The organism is Brachymonas sp. J145 (assembly GCF_036312245.1).
Classification (GTDB): domain Bacteria; phylum Pseudomonadota; class Gammaproteobacteria; order Burkholderiales; family Burkholderiaceae_C; genus Brachymonas; species Brachymonas wangyanguii.
The window spans coordinates 177,234-199,132 of record NZ_JAZDCI010000004.1; the positions used below are offsets into that span (position 1 = coordinate 177,234).

The window sequence follows — 21,899 nt, forward strand, 5'->3', positions numbered from 1 at the left end:
TTGTAATGAAAGTATTGATAACAGGTGGTGCAGGTTTTATTGGTCAACGTCTGGCAAGAGTGTTGCTGGCAAGCGGACACGAAATCAGAATTCTGGATAACTTCAGCCCGCAGGTACACACGGTAGATACGCTCCCGGCTGATCTGGATGGTCGTGTAGAGTTGATCAAGGCAGATATTCGTGACCGTGACGCTCTGAGAAAGGGGCTGCAGGGCGTGGAAGGAATCGTGCATCTGGCAGCCGAAACTGGGACTGGACAGTCCATGTATGAAATTGAACGCTACTACAGCGTGAACGTACAGGGCACTGCCATCATGCTGGATCTGCTCCAGAACGAAAAAGTGGCGCCAGAGTTGACAACATTGGTCGTTGCTTCGAGTCGGGCTATTTACGGAGAGGGGGCGTATTACTGTCAGGAGCACGGAGAGGTGTTTCCTGAGCAACGCGAATATGGTGCGATGACTAATCGCCACTTTGAACCTGCATGTCCTGTTTGTGGAACGCAGGTTGAGATGCGAGCCACCGCTGAGTCTGCCCCCTTCAAGCCGATGTCTGTGTATGGCTTGACCAAGCAGGTACAAGAGCAGGCTATCCTGATGCATGCAAAAACGAATGGATTGAAGGGCATTGCCCTGCGTTATCAAAACGTATACGGACCTGGGCAATCGCTTAAAAATCCCTATACTGGAATTTTGGCGGTTTTTTCCAATCTGGCTCGTCAAGCGAAGAAAATTGAAGTGTATGAAGACGGGTTGGAGTCACGGGACTTTGTCTACATCGATGATGTCGTCATGGCGACAAAGCTCGCACTGGAATGCCAAGATCGCGGTATGGTTGATAGCTTTAATGTGGGTACTGGCATCAAGACTTCTGTGATCGAGATTGCCAATGTCATCAATGAATATTTTGGTGGGCATAGCGCTGTTGAAGTTTCTGGTAAATTCCGTTTGGGTGATATTCGCCATAATGTAGCTGATATGACTAAAATAAAAACTGCGTTGGGCTTTGAACCTCAAGTGGGCTTTAGGCAGGGGATCAATGAATTCCTCAAGTGGGCATCCTCGGAAGATCCTCAAAGTGCAGATGCATACGAAAAATCTGTCGAAGAACTGCGCTCTAAAGGTCTCATGGGTGAGAGTTGATGAGTGTTTTTTTTCATACGCTGCGGTGTGATGCAGCACGACTGAGTCAGCGCAAGCCGGATGAAATCGGTGTTATTCATCTTTTGATGAAACTGGTAAATCCCAGGTTTCTTCCCGTGTTCCTGATAAGGTTGGCTGCAGCAGTGTGGCGGCACACGCTATTTAAGCCATTTGGATTATTGTTGACTTGGCTTAACCTTCTGCTATTCGGTGTTGAATGTACTCCGCGTTGCCAGATCGGTCCAGGATTGATGCTTCCGCACACGAGTGGAACCGTCATAGGCGCCGTGTCCATCGGTACTAATGCCACAATATTTCAAGGTGTGACACTGGGTGCGCGCGAAGCAGATTTGGGTTTTACGGCTGAAACGCGCCCCGAAGTGGGGGACAACGTCATTATTGGAGCCGGTGCCAAAGTGCTTGGGGGAATCAAGTTGGGCAATGGCAGTCAGATTGGCGCGAATGCTGTAGTAATTGAGAATGTGCCAGAAAATGGTGTGGCAGTTGGAATTCCTGCTAAAGTTGTGAAGGTGCTTGATAATGTCTGATGCTGACATGCTGCATAAGCGAGTCTTATTGGTAGCGCCAAAATTTTTTGGTTACGAAGTTGAAATTCAAAAGGAGTTGGAGAGGCGGGGTGCGGAAGTAACTTTTCTTTCGGATAGGCCTTTTTCTTCTTCGGTTCTGAAGGCGGTAGCCCGCGTGTTTCGGCCGGCAATTTCTTGGTACTCTGAAAAAAAACTTGCTGAGAAGATTCGGGAATTTAGTGACGCGAAATTTGGTATTGTCTTTGTGGTAATTGGAGAGGCGTTCACTCCGACCATTCTGGAGCAGCTACGTAAGCAGAACCCTGGCGCAAAATTCGTGTTGTATATGTGGGATTCGTTTGGCAATAAAAAATATGTCAAAAAGAATCTTGCGTATTTCGATGTGGTGAGTACTTTTGATCGGGGTGATGCATCTTCGTACAATTTAAAATTCCGGCCATTATTTTATGTGCCCGGTTATAGTGAATCTGGAAAAATTCCTTCGGAGTTTGATCTGAGTTTTGTTGGGACTGCACATTCAGATCGCTACCAGGTTGTAAAAAGCGTTCGTGCTGCGCTGCCACCAAACGTGCGGACATTCTTTTTCTTGTTTTTGCAGGCTCCTTGGGTGTACACGGTGCGCCGACTGTTGGATAGAAAAATGGCTGGCTCCCAGCGTAAGGACTTTAGTTTTAACTCGATTTCCAAAGATCGGGTGCAATTGATCTTTTCGCAGTCGCTGGCAATTCTGGATATTGAGCACCCCAAGCAAACCGGACTGACCATGCGAACCTTCGAGGCGCTTGGGGCTGAGAAGAAACTGATCACAACCAATCCACAAGTGATTGATTATGATTTTTATGATCCGGCCAATATACTGGTGTTCAAACGCGGTGATAAATTGAAGGTTCCAGATGATTTTTTCTCGACGCCCTATAAGCCGTTGAGCAAGAGCCTGAAGGATAAATATTCTTTGTCAGGCTGGCTCGATGAAGTACTGGGGTTATAAGGCTAAGCTAAAGCTGGTCGGAGCGGTTCGGCAGTTCGTCCATTGAAACACTCCACTATTGCGTTGGCTCTGGACTTGTGAGCCTAGTGTGACGATGCCAGATACCCGCTTTCCGCGCAGTTGCTCCAATGCAGTCTGTTCTATGCATCAGAAGGAGTTTGACTACCATGAACGCCAAAAGCAAGAAATTTTCGGCACTGCGAAGTGACGAAGAGGCGGAGCGCTTTGTGGATTCGGCCGACTTGTCCGAGTACGACCTGTCGGAATTCAAGCCCATGCGCTTTGAGCTGTCCAAAAAGGAAGCCTCCCTGAACATGCGCCTGCCGTCTTCACTGATGAACGCCATACGTGCCAAGGCCGAGGCTCTGGGCATTCCCTATTCGCGTTATGTGCGTATGGTGCTCGAAGCCGATGTGCAGCGTGGCCGCTGATTTCCGCCCGTCTGGGCTGCACAACCATGCAGGAGTATGTGCGTGAGATTGTTTTCGGTATCTTTTCTGGCGGTGTTCATCATGCTGCTGGTGCCCGGCACCGCCGTGCAGGAGCTGGCCGCCTGGCTGCAGTTCCTGAACCGCAGCGTGCACGTGCAAGGCGGCCTGCTGCAGCATGTGGACAAGCTGGTGCACCTGACCTTCTTTGCCGTACTCGCCTTCACCGGCTGGCGCGCTTTTGGCCGCCGCGGCCGCCCCTGGCTGCTGCTCGGCCTGTTCAGCTTTGCCGTGCTCACCGAATGGCTGCAGGGCTTTGTGCCGGGTCGCTCTACCAGCCTGCTGGACCTGCTGGCCAACAGCATCGGTATTGGCGTGGGGGCATCGCTTGGCATGCTGGTGTGGCGTGAAGGTAGCCGGGTGCGTTGAGCGCTGGTGGCGGGCTGCAGATTCCGGATTGGCGGTGATTTGATTCCGGATCTGCCGCGTTTATATTCCGAAATTACCGCAACCAAATTCCGGATTGGCGGATGTTTGATTCCGGATTTGCCGCTATCATCGCGACATGTCTGCAGATGTCTTGTACCCACGCCATATCACGTCGCGCATCGCCGAGGCCATGCAGGACACGCCCGTCGTACTGCTGGCCGGACCACGCCAGTCTGGCAAGACCACGCTGGTGCGACAGCTGGCAGATCCTGACTGGCGTTACCTCACGCTGGATGATGAACTCACGCAACTGGCCGCGCGGGAAGACCCGGCAGGCATGATCCGCAGTCTGGACCGCGCCATCATCGATGAAATCCAGCGTGCGCCGCAGTTGTTGCTGGCCATCAAGAAAAGTGTGGACGAAGACCGCCGACCCGGGCGCTTTCTGCTCACCGGCTCAGCCAACCTGATGGCCTTGCCCACAGTGGCGGACTCGCTCGCAGGCCGCATGGAAACCCTGACATTGCTGCCGCTGTCGCAGAGCGAGATGGAAGGGCGTACGCGCAATTGGCTGGATACCGTATTCGCCGGCCAGCTACCGCCAGCAGGTGCACCTGCGCGGCAGGCGGCCCTGGAAGAGCGAGTCTTGCGCGGAGGCTATCCGGAAGCCGTGGCCCGTGCCACACAACGGCGGCGCGTGGCCTGGTACCGGCAGTATGTCGATGCCCTGATCCAGCGCGATGTGCGGGATGTGGCTGGTATTGACAAGCTGGATCAGCTGCCTCGCTTTTTGAGGGCACTGGCACAAACCGCTGGCCAGCTGTGTAACTACAGCCAGCTTGGAGGGCAACTGGGTCTGGATGGCAAGACGGCCGCGCGCTATGTGGCTGCGTTTGAGCAGATGTACCTGCTGCGGCGGGTGCCGGTATGGGCCAATAATCGCCTCAATCGCGTCATCAAGACCCCCAAGCTGCAATTTGTCGATTCGGGCTTGTTGTCTGCCTTGCTGGACCTGGGAGAAGTCGAGCTGCAGCAGGACCGCAGTCGTTTCGGCCATGTACTCGAAACCTTTGTTTATGCGGAATTGTTGCGCCTGGCCGCCAGTGCCGATGGGGATTACCAGCTGATGTACTACCGGGATCGGGAGCAGGTCGAGGTCGATATCGTGGTTGAAAATGCGGCAGGCCAGCTCATTGGGGTCGAGATCAAGGCCGCTGCTACCGTGCGTGAAGCCGATTTCAAAGGCCTGAAAAAATGGGCGGGCTTGGCTGGCAAGCAGTTCCGCATGGGCGTGCTGCTGTATGACGGGGATGAAACCCTGCCGGTGGGCGATGGCCTCTGGGCGGCTCCGCTATCGACATTGTGGGGCGAATGAACGGCGGATATTTTCAGAATCCGCATGAGCGTGCGGATTCTTGCTGAAATGGCCTGCTTTTGCCAGGAATCCTCACGATCGTGCGGATTGTCTGCTCCCTGATTGCCCCTGAGCGGGGCCCAGACAGGTGCGCCGTTCGTCCCGCACCTATGCTAAATTGCCAGCTGTACCCGGATTCCCCGCGCAGGGGATCTGTTGTCCATGTCATGGCACACCACGTGCCGTTAACCAGGCGAAATCCCCATGTCTGACCAGACCCTCCTCACCCCCATCGACAAGGCCGGCATCCTGGCCCAGGCGCTGCCCTACATCCGCGAGTTCCATGGCAAGACCATGGTCATCAAATACGGCGGCAATGCCATGACCGATCCGGCACTGCAAAAGGCCTTTGCCGAAGACATCGTGCTGCTCAAGCTGGTCGGCATCAACCCGGTGGTGGTGCACGGCGGCGGTCCGCAGATCGAGACCGCGCTCAAGCGCCTGGGCAAGGAAGGCCATTTCATCCAGGGCATGCGTGTGACCGATGCCGAGACCATGGAAGTGGTCGAATGGGTGCTGGGCGGCGAGGTGCAGCAGGACATCGTCGGCCTGATCAACCAGGCCGGTGGCAAGGCGGTCGGCCTGACCGGCCGTGACGGCGCCATGATCCGCGCGCGCAAGCTGCGCCTGAAGGACCTGAACGATCCGGCGCAGGAGCACGACGTCGGCCAGGTGGGCGACATCGAGAGCATCGACCCGAGCGTGGTCAAGGCACTGCAGGACGACCAGTTCATTCCGGTGGTCAGCCCGATCGGCTTTGGCGAACAGAACGAGAGCTACAACATCAACGCCGACGTCGTCGCCTCGCACCTGGCGATGACGCTGAATGCCGAAAAACTGCTGATGCTGACCAATATCCCCGGCGTGCTCGACAAGCAGGGCCAGCTCCTGACCGAACTGACCTCGGCCCGCATCGATGAGCTCTGCGCCGATGGCACCATCTCCGGCGGCATGCTGCCCAAGATTGCCGGCGCGATCGACGCTGCGCGCAGCGGTGTCAATGCCGTGCACATCATCGATGGCCGTGTGCCGCACAGCATGCTGCTGGAAATTCTCACCGATACGCCGTACGGCACCATGATCCGCGCAGCGTAAGGAGGGGGCATGAGCGATATCCTGATCCATACCGATGGCGGCGTGTCCACCATCACCTTCAACCGCCTGGACAAGAAGAACGCGCTGACCGAAGCCATGTACAGCGCGCTGGCCGAGGCCATGCAGCAGGCCGCAAGCGATGATGCCGTGCGCGTGCTGGTGATCCAGGGCGATGCCAGCGTGTTCACCGCCGGCAACGACATCAAGGACTTTCTGGAGCATCCGCCTACCAGCACCGATGCGCCGGTGTTTCGCTTCCTGCGCCAGCTGGTGACTTTTCCCAAGCCGCTGATCGCCGCCGTGGCGGGGCCGGCAGTGGGCGTGGGCACCACCATGCTGTTCCACTGCGACCTGGTCTATGCCGGTGACAACGCCGCTTTTGCCATGCCCTTCGTCAACCTGGGCCTGTGTCCCGAGGCCGGCTCCAGCCTGCTGGCGCCGCAACTCGTCGGCCACCAGCGTGCGGCCGAGTTGCTGCTGCTGGGTGAGCCTTTCCTGGCCGAAACCGCCCGCGATATCGGTCTGGTGAATCGCATCACCGCGCCGACCGAGGTCAATGCGCTGGCACTGGCGCAGGCCCAGCGCCTGGCCAGCAAGCCGATGAGCTCGCTGCTGGAAACCAAGCGCCTGCTCAAGCAGGGCCAGCAGGCCGCGCTGCTGGAGCGCCTGGCCGAAGAGGCCACCGTGTTTGCGCGTATGCTGGGCGAACCGGCCGCGCGCGAAGCCTTCACCGCCTTCATGGAAAAGCGCGCACCGCAGTTCCACTGAGCGATTCGGCTTGAACGCCTGCACCCCGTTGCAGATCTGTCTGCGGCGGGGTGTTTTGTCATGGGGCGGGGGCTGGCACCCAGCGACCGTCGTAGCCTGGCTTGCCGACATAGCGCGGCGGCTTCAGGTCGCCGGGCGCGACATAGCCGTGCTGGTAGTAGGCCGTGCAGTGGCGCGGCATGGCCGGGTCGATCGCCTGCACGGTTTGCTGCGTGCAATCGCTGTCGTCGTAGCGCCACCACATGGGGCCGCTGCGGGACGGGCAGACGCGGATCGTGGTTTCGTAGGTGTTGCGGTTCAGGCTGGCGGCATCACAATAGCCGGCCCCTTGCGCAATCGCCAGTGTCAGCGATTGCATGTTGGCATCGGCACTGGCGCTCGGGCACAGGTTGAGGAAGTTCAGCCGTTTGGTCAGCGTGGACAGGTCGGTACGGAACAGCTTGCGCAGGCCAAAGTAGTAGCCCAGCGCTGGCGCACAGGCCGCCGGATGGCTGCCGCTGGACAGGCAGAGCAGCGCTTCGCAGGCGAGCCGGGTGATGCCGGTGAACAGCGCAGGTTGTTGCGCCTGCGCGGGCAGGGCCAGGACACCGAGCAAGGAAAGCATCAGCAGGGATTTGCGCATCAGGTGGGCTCCATTGGGGGCAGCAGGGGAATCGGGGTGGCGGGCAGCAGCCGTTGCCGGAAGCGCCGCTCGCGGTAGTAGCAGATCTTGTCGAGCAGGGCGGCATCGGCCAGGCCTTCCATCAGCACGATCTGGCGCTGTGGCCCGAGTGCCTTGACCTCCTGCGGTAGCAGCAGCGGGCGGCTGTCCAGGATCTCGGTATGGCTGGTATCGCGGCCCTGACTGCGTTGCTGGCGGCGCTGTGTGGTGTTGCCCAGCATCTCCGAATAGAGCCGGGCATCCTGCTGCTCGCGCGGGGCAAACAGGATCTGCGTGGCGTGGTTGGTGGCCAGGTTGCGTGCCTGCTCCGTGCCGTAGACGGCATCGAGCTGGGCCATGCTCTGGATCACCGTCAGCAGCCGCAGCTGGTAGCCGGCCATATAGCTCACGCTCTGCGCCAGGATATCGATGCGGCCCATGCTGGTGAACTCGTCCAGCAACAACAGGCAGGGGTGGCGCAGCGTCGGATCCTGCTCCGGCAGGGTGCGCGTGTTGTCGCGGACCAGCAGCGAAAAGATCAGCCGCACCAGTAGCGCCGCCTGTTCCAGCCGGTCCGGCGTGATACACAGGTAGACCGTCATGCGCTGGCGCCGCACCTGGTCCAGCGCGATGTCGTGGCCACTGGTGGCGGCATCGAGCTGCGGATCGGCCCAGAGTCCGAGTGGTGCCTGCAGGCTGCCGAGGATGCTGCTGAGCGTGTCATCGGCCTGGCTGCACAGGGCGCGCAGGCTGGTGCGGCAGCTGTCAGACAGCAGATCGTCGTCTGCCAGCAGCTGCAGCCAGTCGCGCATCGGACGGCCATCGCCGATCGACAGGCGGTAGAGCTGGCCCAGCGTGGGGGGCTGTGCCTTGGGCAGCTGCAGGCGCCGGTCACGCGCATGGCGCTCGAACAGGCACAGGCCGAGTGCGACAAAGCTGTTGCGCGCCTGGTCGGTGAAAAAGCGCTGGTTGCCGCTGTTGTCGCCTTCCGGGTATAGCACCTGGGCGATGCCGCGCAGGTCGCCGGCACAGCGCGCCGGGTCACTGGACACATGCTGCAGCGGATTCCAGCGGTGGCTGCGGCCATCGGCGGCAAAGGGCTGGAAGCAGAATACCTGCTGGCCGATGCGGCGGCGGTAGCCGCTGGTGCGCGCATGGTTTTCGCCCTTGATATCGAGCACGACCACGCTGTGCGCATAGTCCAGCAGCACCGGAATCACCACGCTCACGCCCTTGCCGGAACGCGTGGGTGCGGCCAGCAGCACAAAGCGCTGGCCGTGGTCACGCAGCAGTTGCCCGCCGCTGCGGCCGATCAGCAGGCCGCCGGCCGCGTTGCGGAATAGGCCGGCGCGGCGCAGCAGGGCGCGGCTGGCAAAACGTGCATCGCCATGCAGGCTGCGCGGGGACGGGCGCCACAGCAGTACCAGCGTGCCGAACCAGAGCAGCATCGCCAGGCCCAGGCCGATGCCGCCACTGATACGGATGGCCTGCCGGTGGGGCTGCAGCTGCGGCAAGTGCAGCAGCAGGTACTGCGGCCAGAGCCAGGGCGTGGCGCTATCGGGCAGGCTCCACCATTGCAGCAGCAACCAGCCGGACAGCCAGCTGCCGGCGACCGCCAGCAACAACAGGCTAGCCAGCGACAGTGTCAGGCGCAGCGGGGCGTTCATATGGGCGATTCCGGCATGCGCTGGCAGGCCAGGCGTGGGTGGTGCCGGTTGTCCGGGATCGGTGCCAGCAATAGCTGATCCGGGCCGGACGGCAGCAATCGGTAATGGCGCACGTGTGCATCGCGCAGCAAGGACAGCACCAGCGCCTCGAACTGGCGTTGTGCGGCAGCCGGCAGGGATCGGTCCGGGACTGCTGCGGGCAGCAGTTGCGCTTGCAGCACCTGCTGTTGCCACTGGCGACCGCGCAGCTGGCTATTGCCGCCGAGTTGTAGGCGCAAGTGCGTGGGCGCGCTGCCATCGGTGGGTACCAGCGTCAGCAGGGTGTTGCTGTGCCAGTGGCCGTCGGCAGTAGCACGCAGCGCGGCCTGCTGGCGCAGTTGGCCGGCGGGGATTTGCAGCAGGGCCGGCAGCTGCTGTGGCGTGCTGGCACACATCCATTGCCCGGCCAGCGGTGACGGGCGCGCCAGTACGGCGGCCGGTGCCAGCAGCAGGAGCAGGGCGATCCGGTGCATCAGCTGCATGTGGCCTCCAGCTGCGCCTGCGGATCGAAATGGATGCCGGTGAGCTGGCGCTTGCCGGCGTGGGCGCGCACATGCACGACGATATCGATGGTCTGCTGCAGCAGGCGCTGGATCACGCCAAACTCCAGCCCGGCACCTTCGGGCGAGGCCTTGACCATCAGCGCCAGCTGGTCCCAGGTCTGCGCCACGCTGCCGGCATGGCAGCTGGTGATGGAGCCCGGGTGGCCGGAGGCGCAGTTGCGGATGAAGTAGAAGGCCTCGTCGCCACGCAGCTCGGCCAGGATGATGCGATCTGGCTTCATGCGCAGCGCCGCTTCCATGCAGCTCTTGGCACTGACCGGGGCCAGGCTTTGCCCACCCTTGGAGTAGAGCAGGTGCACCGCATTCGGCTGCGCAATGAACAGCTCGCGCGCATCCTCGATCGTCACCAGCCGCTCCTGTTCCGGGATATGGCCGACCAGCGATTTCATGAAGGTGGTCTTGCCGCTGCCGGTGGCGCCGGACACCACCAGTGTCTTGTGCTGCAGCACTGCCAGCCGGAAAAAATCGGCATGGCGGCCCTGGTGCAACAGCTCCAGCAGCTGGCGGTCGTGTGCCGGCAGGCGCTGTGTCTGTGGCGCCAACTGCTCGAAAAAGCCTTGTTCCGCATACTGCTCGAGCGAGGGCGGCTGGCGCGAGGGCAGCCGGATCGTGATCGAGACGCGCTCGGCCTCTACCGCCGGTGGAATGATGAACTGGGCGCGCTGCCCGGACGGGAAAGTCAGCGAGACCAGCGGCTCGGCCGCGGTAATGCGCTGGCCGGTCTGGCTTTCGTTGACGATGGTGGTGCAGAAATGGCGCACGCGTTCCGGCGTCAGGCCGGCCACCGGCACGCACTGCCAGCCGGCGTGCGTCTCCAGGAACAGCTCGCCGGGGCGGTTGATGCAGATTTCGGTCACGTCCGGCCGCGTCAGGTAGTCGGCAATGCCGAGCATCTGGTACTGGTACTGCAGAAAGCCGTCGGGCAGCCGGGCCAGCGGGTCGGTAGTCATGGCGTCAGCACTCCGGCAAAGTCGATATCGCGCGCCACCTGGATCGTGATCAGCTGGCCTTGCGCGATCGTGATGGTGGGTGCGCGCGTGGCGCCAGCCTGTAGCGCGGTCTGCGCCGCCGATTGCAGCGTGTCGGCGGTGCGGCTCTGGTAGGGGTTGGTCTGCTGCACCAGGCTGCCGCTGTCAACCGAGATGCTGGTGGTGCTCGGGCTGGCGGCGGCCGGGGCATGCCTGGCAGCGGCGATCTGCATCACGTCGCTCATCAGGCTGACCAGCAGCGCCGAGCTGACGCGCTCGCCCCAGTGCTTGTCCACCACGCCGGGATGGCCGCTGCCACCGAGCGCATCGGCGCCGGGGCTCATCAACTGCACGTCCAGCCCGTCGGGTGTCAGCAGGCGCTCCCAGATCACTGCCAGTCGATCGGCGGCACCCAGCTGTTCCTGGTACTGGCCGCTGATGCGCGAGCCAGGCCGGATCAGCAGTTGGTTGCCGAGGGAGTACACCGGCTCGGTCACGATGCAGGACGTCAGTCCGGCGATCTCACTGACGATGCGTGTTTCCAGCACGCAGCGGATCACGCGGCCGCGCGGCAGCAGCGTGGCAGGGTGCTGGACACGTTGTACCAGCGCAGTGCCTTGACCGGATTCGGCGGCAGGCGGACTGGCTGATTCCACCAGCGGGCCGGCGCTGGTGCTGGTGGGGCTAGGCTCCGGCGCCAGCTTGGGGGCGGGGTTGCGCGGGCGAGCCAGTGGCACAGGTGCCAAGCTGGGTTCCGGCAGTGTCTCCACCGGGGTGGGCAGGGCGGTCTGCCCGGCCAGCGCCATGGTGACTTGGCCAGACGGCAGACCGGAGGGCGGCAGCGGCGGCAAGGTATCCGGCAACAGCGCGGCGGCGGGCGCACTGGCACTGGCCTGGAAACTCTGCTGCGGCAGTTCCACGCGCTCGCCGGAACTGCGTGCTGGACTGCTGGGGCCATCGCTCCAGGGCAGCCGGCTCATGCTCCAGGCGACCATGGCGGCACTGCCGGCCAGCAGCATGGCGGCGAACACCAGCGCCTTGCGGTTCAGCCGTGGCCGCTGGCGGCTTCGCAGCACTGGTTCTGTGGCCAGCAGTGCCCCATCGGCGGCACTGGAGGTTTCAGGTGTGACAGCTGGCTGTTGCCCGAGGCGGAATGTGAATGCCATGCCTTACTCCCGTCGCAGTCCCAGCACCTGCTGGCCGTGGCGCAGCACCAGATAGGGATAGACGCCATGCACGGTGATGCGCCCATGTTGGTAGCTGCTGTTGATGATGAAATCCCCGCTGTCCTGCTGCTGCCGGCCAAATACGGCAGGCAGACCGCCATGCAAGGGGAGGTCATGCGACAGATCGATATAGGTAAAGCGTCCGTCATCGAAGACGCGCTCGGGGCGCAGCCAGGCGGCGTCATCGCTGGCGGAGTAGCTGTAGGCATCGTGTTGCGGGCCGGTCTCCGGCTCCGCATTCGCGTTCTGACGCGCCGGCGCATCGGGGTAGCGGAAGCGCACCTTGTAGTGCACGCCCTGGCGCCGTGCCTGTGCCGGCGTCAGCGCACCATGGCCCAGCACCTGCAGCTCCAGCAGGTAGTTGCGCCGGTCGGTGCGGATATGCATATTGGTGGCGGCCTGCGCGTGGCGCGGCTTCAGGTAGAACACCTGGTCACGCCGTACCAGCTCCCAGCTGCCACTCTGGCCGGTGCCAAAATCGCGCACCTGTTCATCGGCCTCGAGCTCGATCTGGGTCGCAATTCCCTGGCCGGTGCGCACGGCATAGACGGCATCGGGCTGGTAGCGGTATTCCTGGATCACGCCGCCCTGCACGGCCTGCGACAGCAGGGGCAACAGGCAGAGCAGCGCGCGCCATGCGGGTCTAGAAGGCAGCATCGCGTTCTCCTGCAGACGGGGTGCTGGGTGTTGCAGCGCTGCTGAACGCATCCTGATCGACACGGTAGGCCAGCACACGAAAGCCCAGCGGGTTTTCGAGGCGCGCGTCCTCGTTCATCTCCAGCGTCGCGTCGTAGCCGATCTTCAGCGTGGCGAGCCGGGTATCGAGCAGGCGGGACTGGCCGCTGGCCTTGTCGAACAGCCAGCGCTCGAAACGCACGCTGGCCGCCACCGGCGTGCGCGGCACCGGGCTGTCAGCGTCGCTGCCGACATCGTTCCAGTTCAGTACCGTGCTCAGGATGCGCACGCGCAGCGATTGCGCGCGGCCATACAGCGTGTCGGGGTTGTCCGGGTGCCCGTTGCTGTAGAGCGCCTCGTATTCTTTCAGCACGGCACCGCTGGCCATGGCCTGTACCAGCCGGCTATCGCGCCGGTTCAGCAAGTCCCAGTCATACGATTCGCGCGCAATCACGAAATGCGCCACCTGGCTCTTGTTCAGTGCCTCGCTGGCACTCACCGCAGCCTGCGGCATCTCGATGCGCGCCACGCTGCTGGTGCCGTGGGCCGGATCGGCCATCACCAGATAGGGCACTTGCTGCTTCAGCGGCAGCAACAGCACATAACCACCGGCCAGCAGCAGCGTCAGCAGACTGGAGGCAGCAGCCACGCGCCAGGCCTTGCGCTCGCTCAGGCGGCTGCGTTCGATCAGGCCGGTTTCGAAATCGCGCGCCGCCACCAGCAAGGGGTGTGCAGGATCGACAGGGCGCTTCAGCATGTGGCCTCCCTGCATTCGGCGGCCCCATCCTGCCACGCCAGCAACTGGCGTCCCTGCAGTTCCAGCATCACCTGTTCGCGTGCATACAGCGTCTGCAAGGCCAGCAGTGCCTGTGGCAGCGACAGGTGGCGGAAGCCGGTCAGCGTTGCCGGCAGCGGGTAGTCCTGGTTCAGGCGGTCATCGAGTTGCAGGCCGTCTTGCGTACTCCAGCGCTGCAGCAAGGAGCGCAGGCTGGCATCGCGCGCGCTGATGACATAGGTGGGCGTGGTGGCAGCCGCCGACGGATAGCGGTTGACCGGCTGCCACGACCCGCCAAAGTTGGGCGCGCCATCGCTGGCACAAGCGCTCAGCAGGACCAGGCCAAGAGAGAGTAGTGTTTTTGCTTCAGGGCGCATCAAATTTTCGCTCCAACGTGTAATAAGGTGCTATATTACATCGTAAGTATTCGTTTAAACGAAATTTGTACAAATATTTGATGCGATTCCCTCCATGATGCCCGATTGCCCCAACCTGGCCGTTCCCGCCGCCGTGCTGCAGCACGTGGTCCGGGTCGAATCCGGCTTTCATCCCTATGCCATCGGCGTGGTTGGTGGCCGCCTCGCGCGCCAGCCACGCAATCTGCCCGAAGCCGTGGCAACGGCCAATATGCTGGAGCAGCAGGGCTACAACTTCTCGCTCGGGCTGGCCCAGGTCAACCGTTACAACCTCAGGCGCCAGGGCCTGAACAGCTACGAGCAGGCGTTTGGCAGTTGCGACAACCTGCGCGCCGGCAGCCGCATCCTGCAGGAGTGCTACCAGCGCGCCGGCGACTGGGGCAAGGCCTTCAGCTGCTATTACTCCGGCAACTTCACCACCGGCTTCCGCCATGGCTACGTGCAGAAGGTGATGGCGCACATGCAGCCAGCGGCCACGGGGCAGGCGATGCCGATTCCGGTAGTCGGCAGGCGCCAGCCGGCCAGCCATGGCAAGCGCGCCACATCCCCAGCGCAGCGGAGCGAATCGCCGCCTGCCTCTCTTTCCAGCATTCCCGCCGCCGTTGCTCTGCCGGCTCTTCCCGGCGATACCCGTTTCGTTTTCTAACCACCTCAGGAGACTTCCATGTCCACATCCTTCGCCCCTGCCCATCGTCCCTCCGTGCTGCGTCGCTTGCAGCCGCTCGGCATGCTGCTGCTGGTCAGTCTGTGCCTGACCCATGCACCAGACCTGCTCGCCGCCGATCTGGTCAATGGCGGCAAGGTCGGCAGCTTCCTGATCAAGATCCGCGATGCCCTGGTGCCGATCTCGATCACCGTCGTCACCATCGCCTTCGTCTTTGCCGGCTACCAGATCGCCTTCAACCACAAGCGCATCAGCGATGTCTCGCCGGTGCTGGTCGGTGCCGTTGTCATTGGTGCGGCCGCGCAGCTGGCCGGCTGGTTCATCGGCTGATCGCGGAGACTGCCATGCGCAAGGACACCGTGTTCCGCGGCTGCACCCGCCCGGCCATGTTGCTGGGTGTGCCAATCTTGCCGCTGTTTGTCGGTGCTGGCAGCTGCCTGCTGCTGGCGGCCTGGTTCAACCTGTTCTGGCTGCTGGCCCTGCCGCCGGTGGTGTTCAGCCTGCAGCTGATGGTACGCCACGACGACATGGTGTTCCGCCTGCTCGGCATCCGCTGGCTGTTCCGGCTGCGCGTACGCCAGCGTGCCTTGCATGGCGGCATGTGGGTATTCAGCCCGCTCGAACCACGCCAGCCGGAGTAAGGCCATGCGCCCTGAAGCACTCCCGCCCATCAGCGCCCATATCCCGCTGTCCAGCCATGTCGCGCCCGAAGTGGTCAAGACCACCGCTGGCGACTACCTGATGTGCTGGCAGCTCGACGGCCTGCCATTCGCCGGTCGCGAAGACAGCGAGCTGGAAAGCCGGCACCAGACCTTCAACCGCCTGCTGCAAAGCCTGCGCGCCCCGGAATACGCCAACGTCGCGTTCTGGGTGCACGATGTGCGCCGCCGCATGCAGCTGGACTTGCAGCCGTCTTTCGACGATACCTTCAACCAGCAGCTGTCCGACCAGTATTTCGCAGCCCTGTCCGGGCGCAAGCTGATGCAGAACACGCTCTACTTCAGCATGCTGTATCGCCCCGCGCCCGAAGGCCGGCGCCTGCTGCAGCCCGCCACCGATCTGGCTTCGCTGCGCGCAGAGCAGGAGCAGGCCCTGACACGCATCGAGGAACTGGCCGGCCATGTCGAAGCCGTGCTGCACGATTACGCTCCCAGCCGGCTCGGCCTGCAGCAGGATGCGCATGGCACGCTGTTCTCCGACATCAGCCGCTTCTGTGCCTGGCTGATCAACCGGCTGGACGAGCCGATGCCCTTGCCGCGTGGCCCGATCCATGCCAGCCTGCCGGTATCGCGCCATATCTTCAGTCCGTCCGGCGGTGATTTCATCGTGCGCACACCCGATGGCGCGAATCACTATGGTGCCATGCTGCAGCTCAAGGACTATCCGGAACAGACCTGGCCCGGCATGCTCAACGGCCTCAAGTACCTGGATATGGAATACGTGCTGACGCATTCCTTCACGCCGCATGCACGCCAGCAAGGCCTGAAGGTGCTGGAGCGCACCAAGGGCATGATGATCAGCGCCGGCGACCGCGGCGTCAGCCAGATCGAGGAGCTGGATCTGGCCATGGACGGACTCGCCAGCGGCCATTTCGTACTCGGCGAATACCATTTCAGTCTGGCGATCTACGCCGACAGCCAGGAACAGCTGCAGCGCCATATCGCCCAGGCGCGTGCCGAACTGTCGCAGGCCGGTTTTGTCTCGGTCAAGGAAGACCTGGCAGTGGCTGGTGCCTTCTACGCCCAGCTGCCGGGCAACTGGCGCTACCGGCCACGGCTGGCGCAGCTGTCATCGCTGAATTTCCTCGGCCTGAGCCCGCTGCACAACTTCGCCTCCGGCAAGCGCAGCCACAACCCCTGGGGCGATTGCGTCACCGTGCTGCAGACAGCCAATGGCCAGCCCTACTATTTCAATTTCCACGCCACCCATCCGGGCGAAGACAGCCTGGGCGAAAAGGCGCTCGCCAACACGCTGGTGATCGGCAAGTCCGGTACCGGCAAGACCGCGCTGATCAATTTCCTGTTGTCGCAGGTGCAAAAATACCAGCCTAGGCCCACCATTTTCTTTTTCGACAAGGATCGCGGCGCCGAGCTGTTCGTGCGTGCCTGTGGTGGCCGCTACCTGCGCCTGGCGCAAGGCGAACCGACCGGCTTCAATCCGCTGCAATGCGAAGCCACCCCGGTCAACCAGCAATTCCTGGTCGACTGGGTCAAGCTGCTCGCCAACAAGCCGTCCTGCAGCGCCAGCGAAGACGAGGATATCCAGCGCGCCGTGCAGGCCATGCTGGACACGCCGATGCCACTGCGTACCCTCGGCAACCTGCAGAAAAGCCTGACGAATCTCGGCGACGACAGCATCTACGCCCGCCTGCGCACCTGGACCCGCGCCGGTGCGCTCGGCTGGGTCTTCGACAACCCGCAGGACCGCATCGATCTGGCCGATGCCAGCATCATCGGCTTCGACTACACCGAGATCCTCGACCAGCCGCAGCTGCGCACGCCGGTCGTGCACTACCTGCTGCACCGGCTAGAAGCCCTGATCGACGGCCGCCCGCTGCTCTACGTCATGGACGAGTTCTGGAAAATCCTCGACGGCGAAGGTGGCCTGAAGGAATTCGCACGCAACAAGCAGAAAACCATCCGCAAGCAGAACGGCCTCGGCATCTTCGCCACCCAGTCGCCCGAAGACGCATTGCGCAGCGATATCGCCGCCGCGCTGATCGAACAGACCGCCACGCTGATCCTGCTGCCGAATCCGCAGGCCGACCGGCGGGATTACATTGACGGCCTCAAGCTCACCGAGGCCGAATTCCAGCTGCTGACCCAGCTCGACGAACGCAGCCGCTGCTTTCTGGTCAAGCAAGGCCATGCCAGCGCCCTGTGCCGGCTCGACCTACAGGGGCTGGACGATGCCCTCGCCGTGCTCTCGGCCAACACGCACAACATTCAGCTGCTGCAGCAGGTCCTGACTGAGCTTGATCCCGGCGCGGCCGATGGCCTGCAATCGCCGCCACCCGAACAATGGCTGCCGCGCTTCCACGCGGCCCGCCGCCATCCTTCCTGATACCCAGCGAGTCCGACCATGTCCAAGTCTTCGGCCGATGCCTTCATCACCCGACTCTATCCCGCCGCCGTCCAGGCCTCGCAGGAAACCGGCCTGTCCTGGGAGCTGATGCTGGCCCAGGCTGCGCTCGAAACCCGCTGGGGCCGTCAGGCCTCACTGGCCGATACGCACAACCTGTTCAACATCAAGGCCGATCGCCACTGGCAAGGCCCGGAAAAGCAGGTCCACGTCTGGGAAGTGGAGGGCGGCCGCACGCGCTGGCAGCACGACGGCTTCCGCGTCTACCCGGATGAGGCCGCGTCGCTGCAGGATCGCAACCGCTTTCTGCAAACCCAGCCACGCTACGCCCGTGCCGGCCTGTTCAAGTCCGACACTCTCGGCGATTACGAACACGAAGCCCAGGCGCTGCAGCGTGCCGGTTACGCCACCGACCCGCACTACGCCAGCAAGCTGATCCGCATCGTCGAAGGCCCCACCATGCAGCGCGCCCTTACGCATGCCCAGCAGGTCCATGGCCAGTTGCACCTCGATCCCGCCTCGCCGCAGGCCGATCAGCCGCTGCAGCCCGCCGAATCCTGGCGCGCCGCTGCCGGCCAGGCTGTGCTCGCTGCCGCACAGCAGCGCTTTGCACCCGGCACCCACGAATACGGCCGCGCCGATGGCAGCTGGCAGCAGGGCCGTCCCAACCGCAGCCCGGACCAGCGCACCGACCCCAGCCGTGATGGCCGCGACCTCGACGGCGATGGCCGCCGCGGCATCGACTGTTCCATGCTGGTATATCAATCGCTCAAGGATGCCGGCTTCCAGTGGCCCGGCGCCCATCTCACTACCGCCATGCTGTTCAAGGGTACGCAGACCACGGCGCTCGCGCGCAGCCACTTTGACACCATCACGCCCGAACAGGCGCGTGAGCAGCAACTGCAGCCCGGCGACATCGTCATGTTCAAAAGCCGCCATGGTGCCGGCCAGCACGTCGGCATCTTCCAAGAGTACGACGCACAAGGCCAGATGCGCTTCTTTGGCTCTCAGGTCAGCACCGGCCCGGCTACCGTCACCATCAAGTCCGGCGGCTACTGGGACGGCGCGCAGCAGGAATTTCTCGGCGCCTTGCGCCCACGCAGCGAGCATTTCGTTCGTACCGAATCTCCCGCACAGACCGCTATGGCGACGACATCCCCGGCAGTCGACAAGCCGGCGCAGCACGGCAGTCCCTGGCTCAACACCCTGTGCCAGCAGCTGCATATGGGTTGTCCAGACATTCCGCAACAGCAACAAGGCCCGATCGCCCAGTATCTGGCCCAGCGCTTGCAGGCTCTGCAACTCGCCCCGGAACAGCTGGGGCATCTGGTGCAGGAGCAGCACCAGGGCCGGCAGTGGCTGCACGCCATCGGCCAGCAGGGTCAGGCTCTGCTCAGTGCTGATCTCGACAAGGCGCGCCAGGGCCTGAAGCAGGACCAGCAGCGGCACGACAGTCCGCAGCACAGCCTGTCACAGCGCCCTGGTCTGTAATGCCGACCTGTTCTCCTTCCGTATCTGGATCCTATTCACCATGCGAATTTCAGCCACTCTTCCGAAACTGCTCCGTTACCTGCTGCTGCTCATCGGCCTCATCGGTGCCAGCATCTCTGCCCAGGCGCAGATTCCAGTCACCGATGCCGCCAATCTGGCGTTCCAGAAAGCCATGCAACAGGCGATGCAGGCCCTGATGCAGAACACCGTCGCCGAATCCGCCATCAAGGAACACTTGGGGAACACCATCCTGCGTGACCAGATCGGCCAGAAACTGCTGTCGCCCATGCTGGAACAACTCAGTATCAAGACCGGCATCGATTTCACCCGTGTCACGCAAGGCATGACCTCCAAAATCACCCAGAACCAGCAGGACTGGAATTCCCGGAAATTCGGCATGCTGCAAACCACCACCAGGCAGACGCTGGAAAAGACGCCGGCGCCATTGACCACCATGCAGCGCTATTACGGACTGGACACCACGCCCAATTGCCCGGATCGCCCGGGTCCGATTCGGGAATACTGCCTGGCCAGTCGCCAGATCCTCGCCGCCCAGTTGCAGGAAATCGAACATCTTGGGCAAACACTCGAAGCGCGCAATCTGGCCTTGCAGGACATGATGGCCGATAACCAGTACGGCACCCTGGCCGAACTCCAGCAAAAACAATACACGCTGCAAACCTTGCAAGCCCTGATCGCCAATGACCAGATGCGCTTGCAAACCGCCATGGCGGCGTATCAGGGCATGCGCACCCTGTATCAGGAAAAATACCAGGAAGCCCTGCAGCAACGCGTTACTGGCAAGCCCAGCCTGCTGGGAGGCATTTCCCAGGTCGCTGTCGCCAAGTTGGGGATGCAAGCCGGCAAACTCGCTGCGCGTGAACTGGTCGGCAGCAAGAACCTGTTCCGGCCATAAACCTAGCGGGAATCATTGCCATGCTTGACGCCTTTATCTCTGCCCAGCTGTTTGCCAGCATTCGCAGCTATATCGTCGACCTGATCCACCAGTTCGGTTATGCCGGCATGGCCCGTGCCTATGGCTTTGCCGTAGCCGTCGGTACCGTCATGCTCACCATCTGGTTCATGTGGCAGGGCTACCGGCTCGCCACCGGCCAGAGCCGCGACAGCATGCAGGCCTTCCTCATGCGCGCCATCAGCGTCATCACCATCCTCTCGCTGGCGCAAGGCATGACCCTGTTCGGTCAGGAACTCTCTACCCTGATCATCGATGACCTGCGCAACAGCATCGCCAGCGTCATCACCGGCGACAACTATCGCGACCCCGCCGACATGATAGGCAAGGTCATCACCCAGATGTTGATCCTGCAGACTGCGCTCGATGTCTACCAGGCCAATGGCGGAGCGGCGGCCAGCAACATCAGCATGGCCAACTTCCTCAACTTCTGCACCGGCCTCAGCCAGAGCCTGCCGGCCCTGATTGCAGGTGGCTTGATGCTGCTCAACGAAATCGCACTCCACCTCTGTCTCGTCGTCGCGCCATTGTGCATACTGGCGTATGTCTACGAGCCCACGCGCTTCGTCTTCGTCAACTGGCTCAAGTTCACCATCGCCACCCTGTTCAGCATGGTCATCATCAGCGTAGTCACCGTCATCGCCCTGCACGCCATCATCGTGCTCATTGCCGCCCTGATCGCCATGGACCTCGGCAACAGCGCCGCCAGTGCCCTGGGAGTCAATACCAGCCTACAGCTGCGCGATATCGCTACGCTTTCTGGCGGGGTAGGGATGTTGTTGACGATGTTGTTATTGGCAGCCCCGAGTTTAATATTTAACTTCTTTAGCGGTAGTGTTGGTATCCAATTTCATGGCTACAACTCGTTTTCTGGCTTGTTACCGAAACAGTTTGGTGAGATTCGCTCTTCTGCGCCTACAGCAGAATATACTAGGATGAGCCTCCCTGCAGTGGGAGCGACATTTGGACCAAGAAAAGTTGATAAAAAATAGATTTAAACGTATGCGAATTGTCATAGTTGCTTTAGTCGGAACAGCTCTTTTGAGCGTGCAGGCACAGGAAGTAAGCTCGTACTATAGAGATGATATAGCTATTAGAGCGGAAGCAATACGCGAAAGTGCAGAGGAGAGTAGAGTTGCTGTGAGTGACTACATTGAGCGCAGAACGATTGCAAATAAAGGAGCTAGAGAGCGTTTTTTGCAAAAGAAGCTGCGAACTGAAAAATATTACGCGGCTGTTTATCTGAATCCCAAAAATCTCGGGGAAGTCTTTTGGGCGGCAGGCTATAAGAATGAGGATCAAGCAAATCGATTGGCTGCAGCGTCATGTGGAGAGGATTGCAAATTGGTTGCAATTTTTTCCAATACATGTCTGATGTTGGCAGAACCACGAGGCAATGAAGAGCTAGGTAAGGTAGTGGTGGCTTACGATTCGGCTCCAGACAATGCAATCGCCAAGGCTAAAATCTCATGTCAACGCAGGTATGGAACAGACTGCGTTGCATATGAGCAAGCCCCGGGGGCTGAGAGCCCTGCGTTTTGCGTAGGCTATGACTATGGCGTCTATGACAGCGTTCATTAGTAGCACCCAGCACCCAGCACCCAGCACCCAGCACCCAGCACCCAGCACCCAGCACCCAGCACCCAGCACCCAGCACCCAGCACCCAGCACCCAGCACCCAGCACCCAGCACCCAGCACCCAGCACCCAGCACCCAGGCTGGGCCGAACGGGCTAACGCAACTTTTTGACAATTTTTTGACGAGGACTTGCCACGGCCACAAAAAAGCTGTTATAGTTCACGTCTTCGCCGCACAGGCGGTCTGGTTGAGGGGCTGAGGCGCTGATCCAGGCGGGGGTTGAAAAAGAATTTGCAAAATTCCTTGACAGCTTCAAAAATCGTGTTATAGT

General features: G+C 61.6%; 24 protein-coding genes. 16 read left to right on the forward strand and 8 right to left on the reverse strand.

Features of this window, described 5'->3' with window-relative positions; genetic code table 11:
* Positions 1–5: 5 nt before the first annotated feature.
* From V1261_RS06060 to V1261_RS06095, 8 genes are all read left to right on the forward strand, one after another.
* On the forward strand, positions 6–1,142 hold the full coding sequence (locus V1261_RS06060; RefSeq protein WP_329770728.1) for an NAD-dependent epimerase/dehydratase family protein: 1,137 nt from the start codon (positions 6–8) through the stop codon (positions 1,140–1,142).
* Positions 1,142–1,690 carry a serine O-acetyltransferase gene (locus tag V1261_RS06065; protein WP_329770729.1) on the forward strand — a complete coding sequence of 183 codons (549 nt, stop codon included), beginning with the start codon at positions 1,142–1,144 and terminating at the stop codon, positions 1,688–1,690. Before V1261_RS06060 ends, V1261_RS06065 begins: the two co-directional genes overlap by 1 nt.
* Positions 1,683–2,678, forward strand: a complete 996-nt coding sequence (locus V1261_RS06070) for a WaaS/CpsH family glycosyltransferase (protein WP_329770730.1) — start codon at positions 1,683–1,685, stop codon at positions 2,676–2,678. The genes V1261_RS06065 and V1261_RS06070 overlap by 8 nt, the downstream gene beginning before the upstream one ends.
* Before the next feature lie 167 nt (positions 2,679–2,845).
* Positions 2,846–3,109: a BrnA antitoxin family protein gene (locus V1261_RS06075; RefSeq protein ID WP_329770731.1), complete on the forward strand. Its 264-nt coding sequence runs from the start codon at positions 2,846–2,848 to the stop codon at positions 3,107–3,109.
* Between the two features lie 42 nt (positions 3,110–3,151).
* Entirely contained in the window at positions 3,152–3,535 is a 384-nt protein-coding gene (locus V1261_RS06080; protein WP_329770732.1) for a VanZ family protein, read from the forward strand.
* Between the two features lie 136 nt (positions 3,536–3,671).
* Positions 3,672–4,910, forward strand: a complete 1,239-nt coding sequence (locus V1261_RS06085; RefSeq protein WP_329770733.1) for an ATP-binding protein — start codon at positions 3,672–3,674, stop codon at positions 4,908–4,910.
* Between the two features lie 243 nt (positions 4,911–5,153).
* A complete protein-coding gene (argB, locus tag V1261_RS06090; protein WP_329770734.1) occupies positions 5,154–6,044 on the forward strand; it encodes an acetylglutamate kinase in 891 nt (296 codons plus the stop codon).
* A gap of 9 nt (positions 6,045–6,053) precedes the next feature.
* Complete coding sequence (locus tag V1261_RS06095; RefSeq protein ID WP_329770735.1) at positions 6,054–6,812, forward strand: enoyl-CoA hydratase; 759 nt, start codon at positions 6,054–6,056, stop codon at positions 6,810–6,812.
* Positions 6,813–6,870: 58 nt separating this feature from the next.
* Here the strand turns inward: V1261_RS06095 and V1261_RS06100 are convergent, their stop codons facing one another.
* From V1261_RS06100 to V1261_RS06135, 8 genes are read right to left on the reverse strand one after another with little or no spacing between them, the layout of a single operon-like run.
* The gene (locus V1261_RS06100) at positions 6,871–7,434 is read right to left on the reverse strand and encodes a TrbM/KikA/MpfK family conjugal transfer protein (protein ID WP_329770736.1); all 564 of its coding nucleotides are present in this window, start codon (positions 7,432–7,434) and stop codon (positions 6,871–6,873) included.
* Complete coding sequence (locus tag V1261_RS06105; protein ID WP_329770737.1) at positions 7,434–9,119, reverse strand: type IV secretory system conjugative DNA transfer family protein; 1,686 nt, start codon at positions 9,117–9,119, stop codon at positions 7,434–7,436. Before V1261_RS06105 ends, V1261_RS06100 begins: the two co-directional genes overlap by 1 nt.
* Positions 9,116–9,640, reverse strand: coding sequence for a hypothetical protein (locus V1261_RS06110; protein WP_329770738.1), 525 nt, complete (start codon positions 9,638–9,640; stop codon positions 9,116–9,118). The genes V1261_RS06105 and V1261_RS06110 overlap by 4 nt, the downstream gene beginning before the upstream one ends.
* The gene (gene virB11, locus V1261_RS06115; protein ID WP_329770739.1) at positions 9,631–10,671 is read right to left on the reverse strand and encodes a P-type DNA transfer ATPase VirB11; all 1,041 of its coding nucleotides are present in this window, start codon (positions 10,669–10,671) and stop codon (positions 9,631–9,633) included. Before virB11 ends, V1261_RS06110 begins: the two co-directional genes overlap by 10 nt.
* The gene (locus V1261_RS06120; RefSeq protein WP_329770740.1) at positions 10,668–11,855 is read right to left on the reverse strand and encodes a TrbI/VirB10 family protein; all 1,188 of its coding nucleotides are present in this window, start codon (positions 11,853–11,855) and stop codon (positions 10,668–10,670) included. Before V1261_RS06120 ends, virB11 begins: the two co-directional genes overlap by 4 nt.
* A gap of 3 nt (positions 11,856–11,858) precedes the next feature.
* Positions 11,859–12,572: a TrbG/VirB9 family P-type conjugative transfer protein gene (locus V1261_RS06125; protein ID WP_329770741.1), complete on the reverse strand. Its 714-nt coding sequence runs from the start codon at positions 12,570–12,572 to the stop codon at positions 11,859–11,861.
* Positions 12,559–13,347: a VirB8 family type IV secretion system protein gene (locus tag V1261_RS06130; protein WP_329770742.1), complete on the reverse strand. Its 789-nt coding sequence runs from the start codon at positions 13,345–13,347 to the stop codon at positions 12,559–12,561. Before V1261_RS06130 ends, V1261_RS06125 begins: the two co-directional genes overlap by 14 nt.
* Complete coding sequence (locus V1261_RS06135; RefSeq protein ID WP_329770743.1) at positions 13,341–13,742, reverse strand: hypothetical protein; 402 nt, start codon at positions 13,740–13,742, stop codon at positions 13,341–13,343. Before V1261_RS06135 ends, V1261_RS06130 begins: the two co-directional genes overlap by 7 nt.
* 94 nt (positions 13,743–13,836) lie before the next feature.
* Between V1261_RS06135 and V1261_RS06140 the strand changes: the two genes are divergently transcribed.
* Genes V1261_RS06140 through V1261_RS06175 form a run of 8 tightly spaced genes read left to right on the forward strand, consistent with a single transcriptional unit; the run spans position 13,837 to position 21,571 of the window.
* Positions 13,837–14,427 (forward strand): lytic transglycosylase domain-containing protein, encoded by a 591-nt coding sequence (locus V1261_RS06140; protein WP_329770744.1) that lies wholly within the window; start codon positions 13,837–13,839, stop codon positions 14,425–14,427.
* Between the two features lie 18 nt (positions 14,428–14,445).
* Complete coding sequence (locus V1261_RS06145; RefSeq protein WP_329770745.1) at positions 14,446–14,775, forward strand: TrbC/VirB2 family protein; 330 nt, start codon at positions 14,446–14,448, stop codon at positions 14,773–14,775.
* Positions 14,776–14,789: 14 nt separating this feature from the next.
* Complete coding sequence (locus V1261_RS06150) at positions 14,790–15,086, forward strand: VirB3 family type IV secretion system protein (RefSeq protein ID WP_329770746.1); 297 nt, start codon at positions 14,790–14,792, stop codon at positions 15,084–15,086.
* Between the two features lie 4 nt (positions 15,087–15,090).
* On the forward strand, positions 15,091–17,508 hold the full coding sequence (locus tag V1261_RS06155; RefSeq protein WP_329770747.1) for a VirB4 family type IV secretion/conjugal transfer ATPase: 2,418 nt from the start codon (positions 15,091–15,093) through the stop codon (positions 17,506–17,508).
* 18 nt (positions 17,509–17,526) lie between these two features.
* Positions 17,527–19,017 (forward strand): glucosaminidase domain-containing protein, encoded by a 1,491-nt coding sequence (locus tag V1261_RS06160; RefSeq protein WP_329770748.1) that lies wholly within the window; start codon positions 17,527–17,529, stop codon positions 19,015–19,017.
* A gap of 40 nt (positions 19,018–19,057) precedes the next feature.
* Positions 19,058–19,933 carry a hypothetical protein gene (locus tag V1261_RS06165; protein WP_329770749.1) on the forward strand — a complete coding sequence of 292 codons (876 nt, stop codon included), beginning with the start codon at positions 19,058–19,060 and terminating at the stop codon, positions 19,931–19,933.
* 20 nt (positions 19,934–19,953) lie between these two features.
* Entirely contained in the window at positions 19,954–20,982 is a 1,029-nt protein-coding gene (locus V1261_RS06170; protein ID WP_329770750.1) for a TrbL/VirB6 family protein, read from the forward strand.
* The gene (locus tag V1261_RS06175) at positions 20,954–21,571 is read left to right on the forward strand and encodes a DUF4189 domain-containing protein (protein WP_329770751.1); all 618 of its coding nucleotides are present in this window, start codon (positions 20,954–20,956) and stop codon (positions 21,569–21,571) included. Before V1261_RS06170 ends, V1261_RS06175 begins: the two co-directional genes overlap by 29 nt.
* The last annotated feature ends 328 nt before the right edge of the window (positions 21,572–21,899 follow it).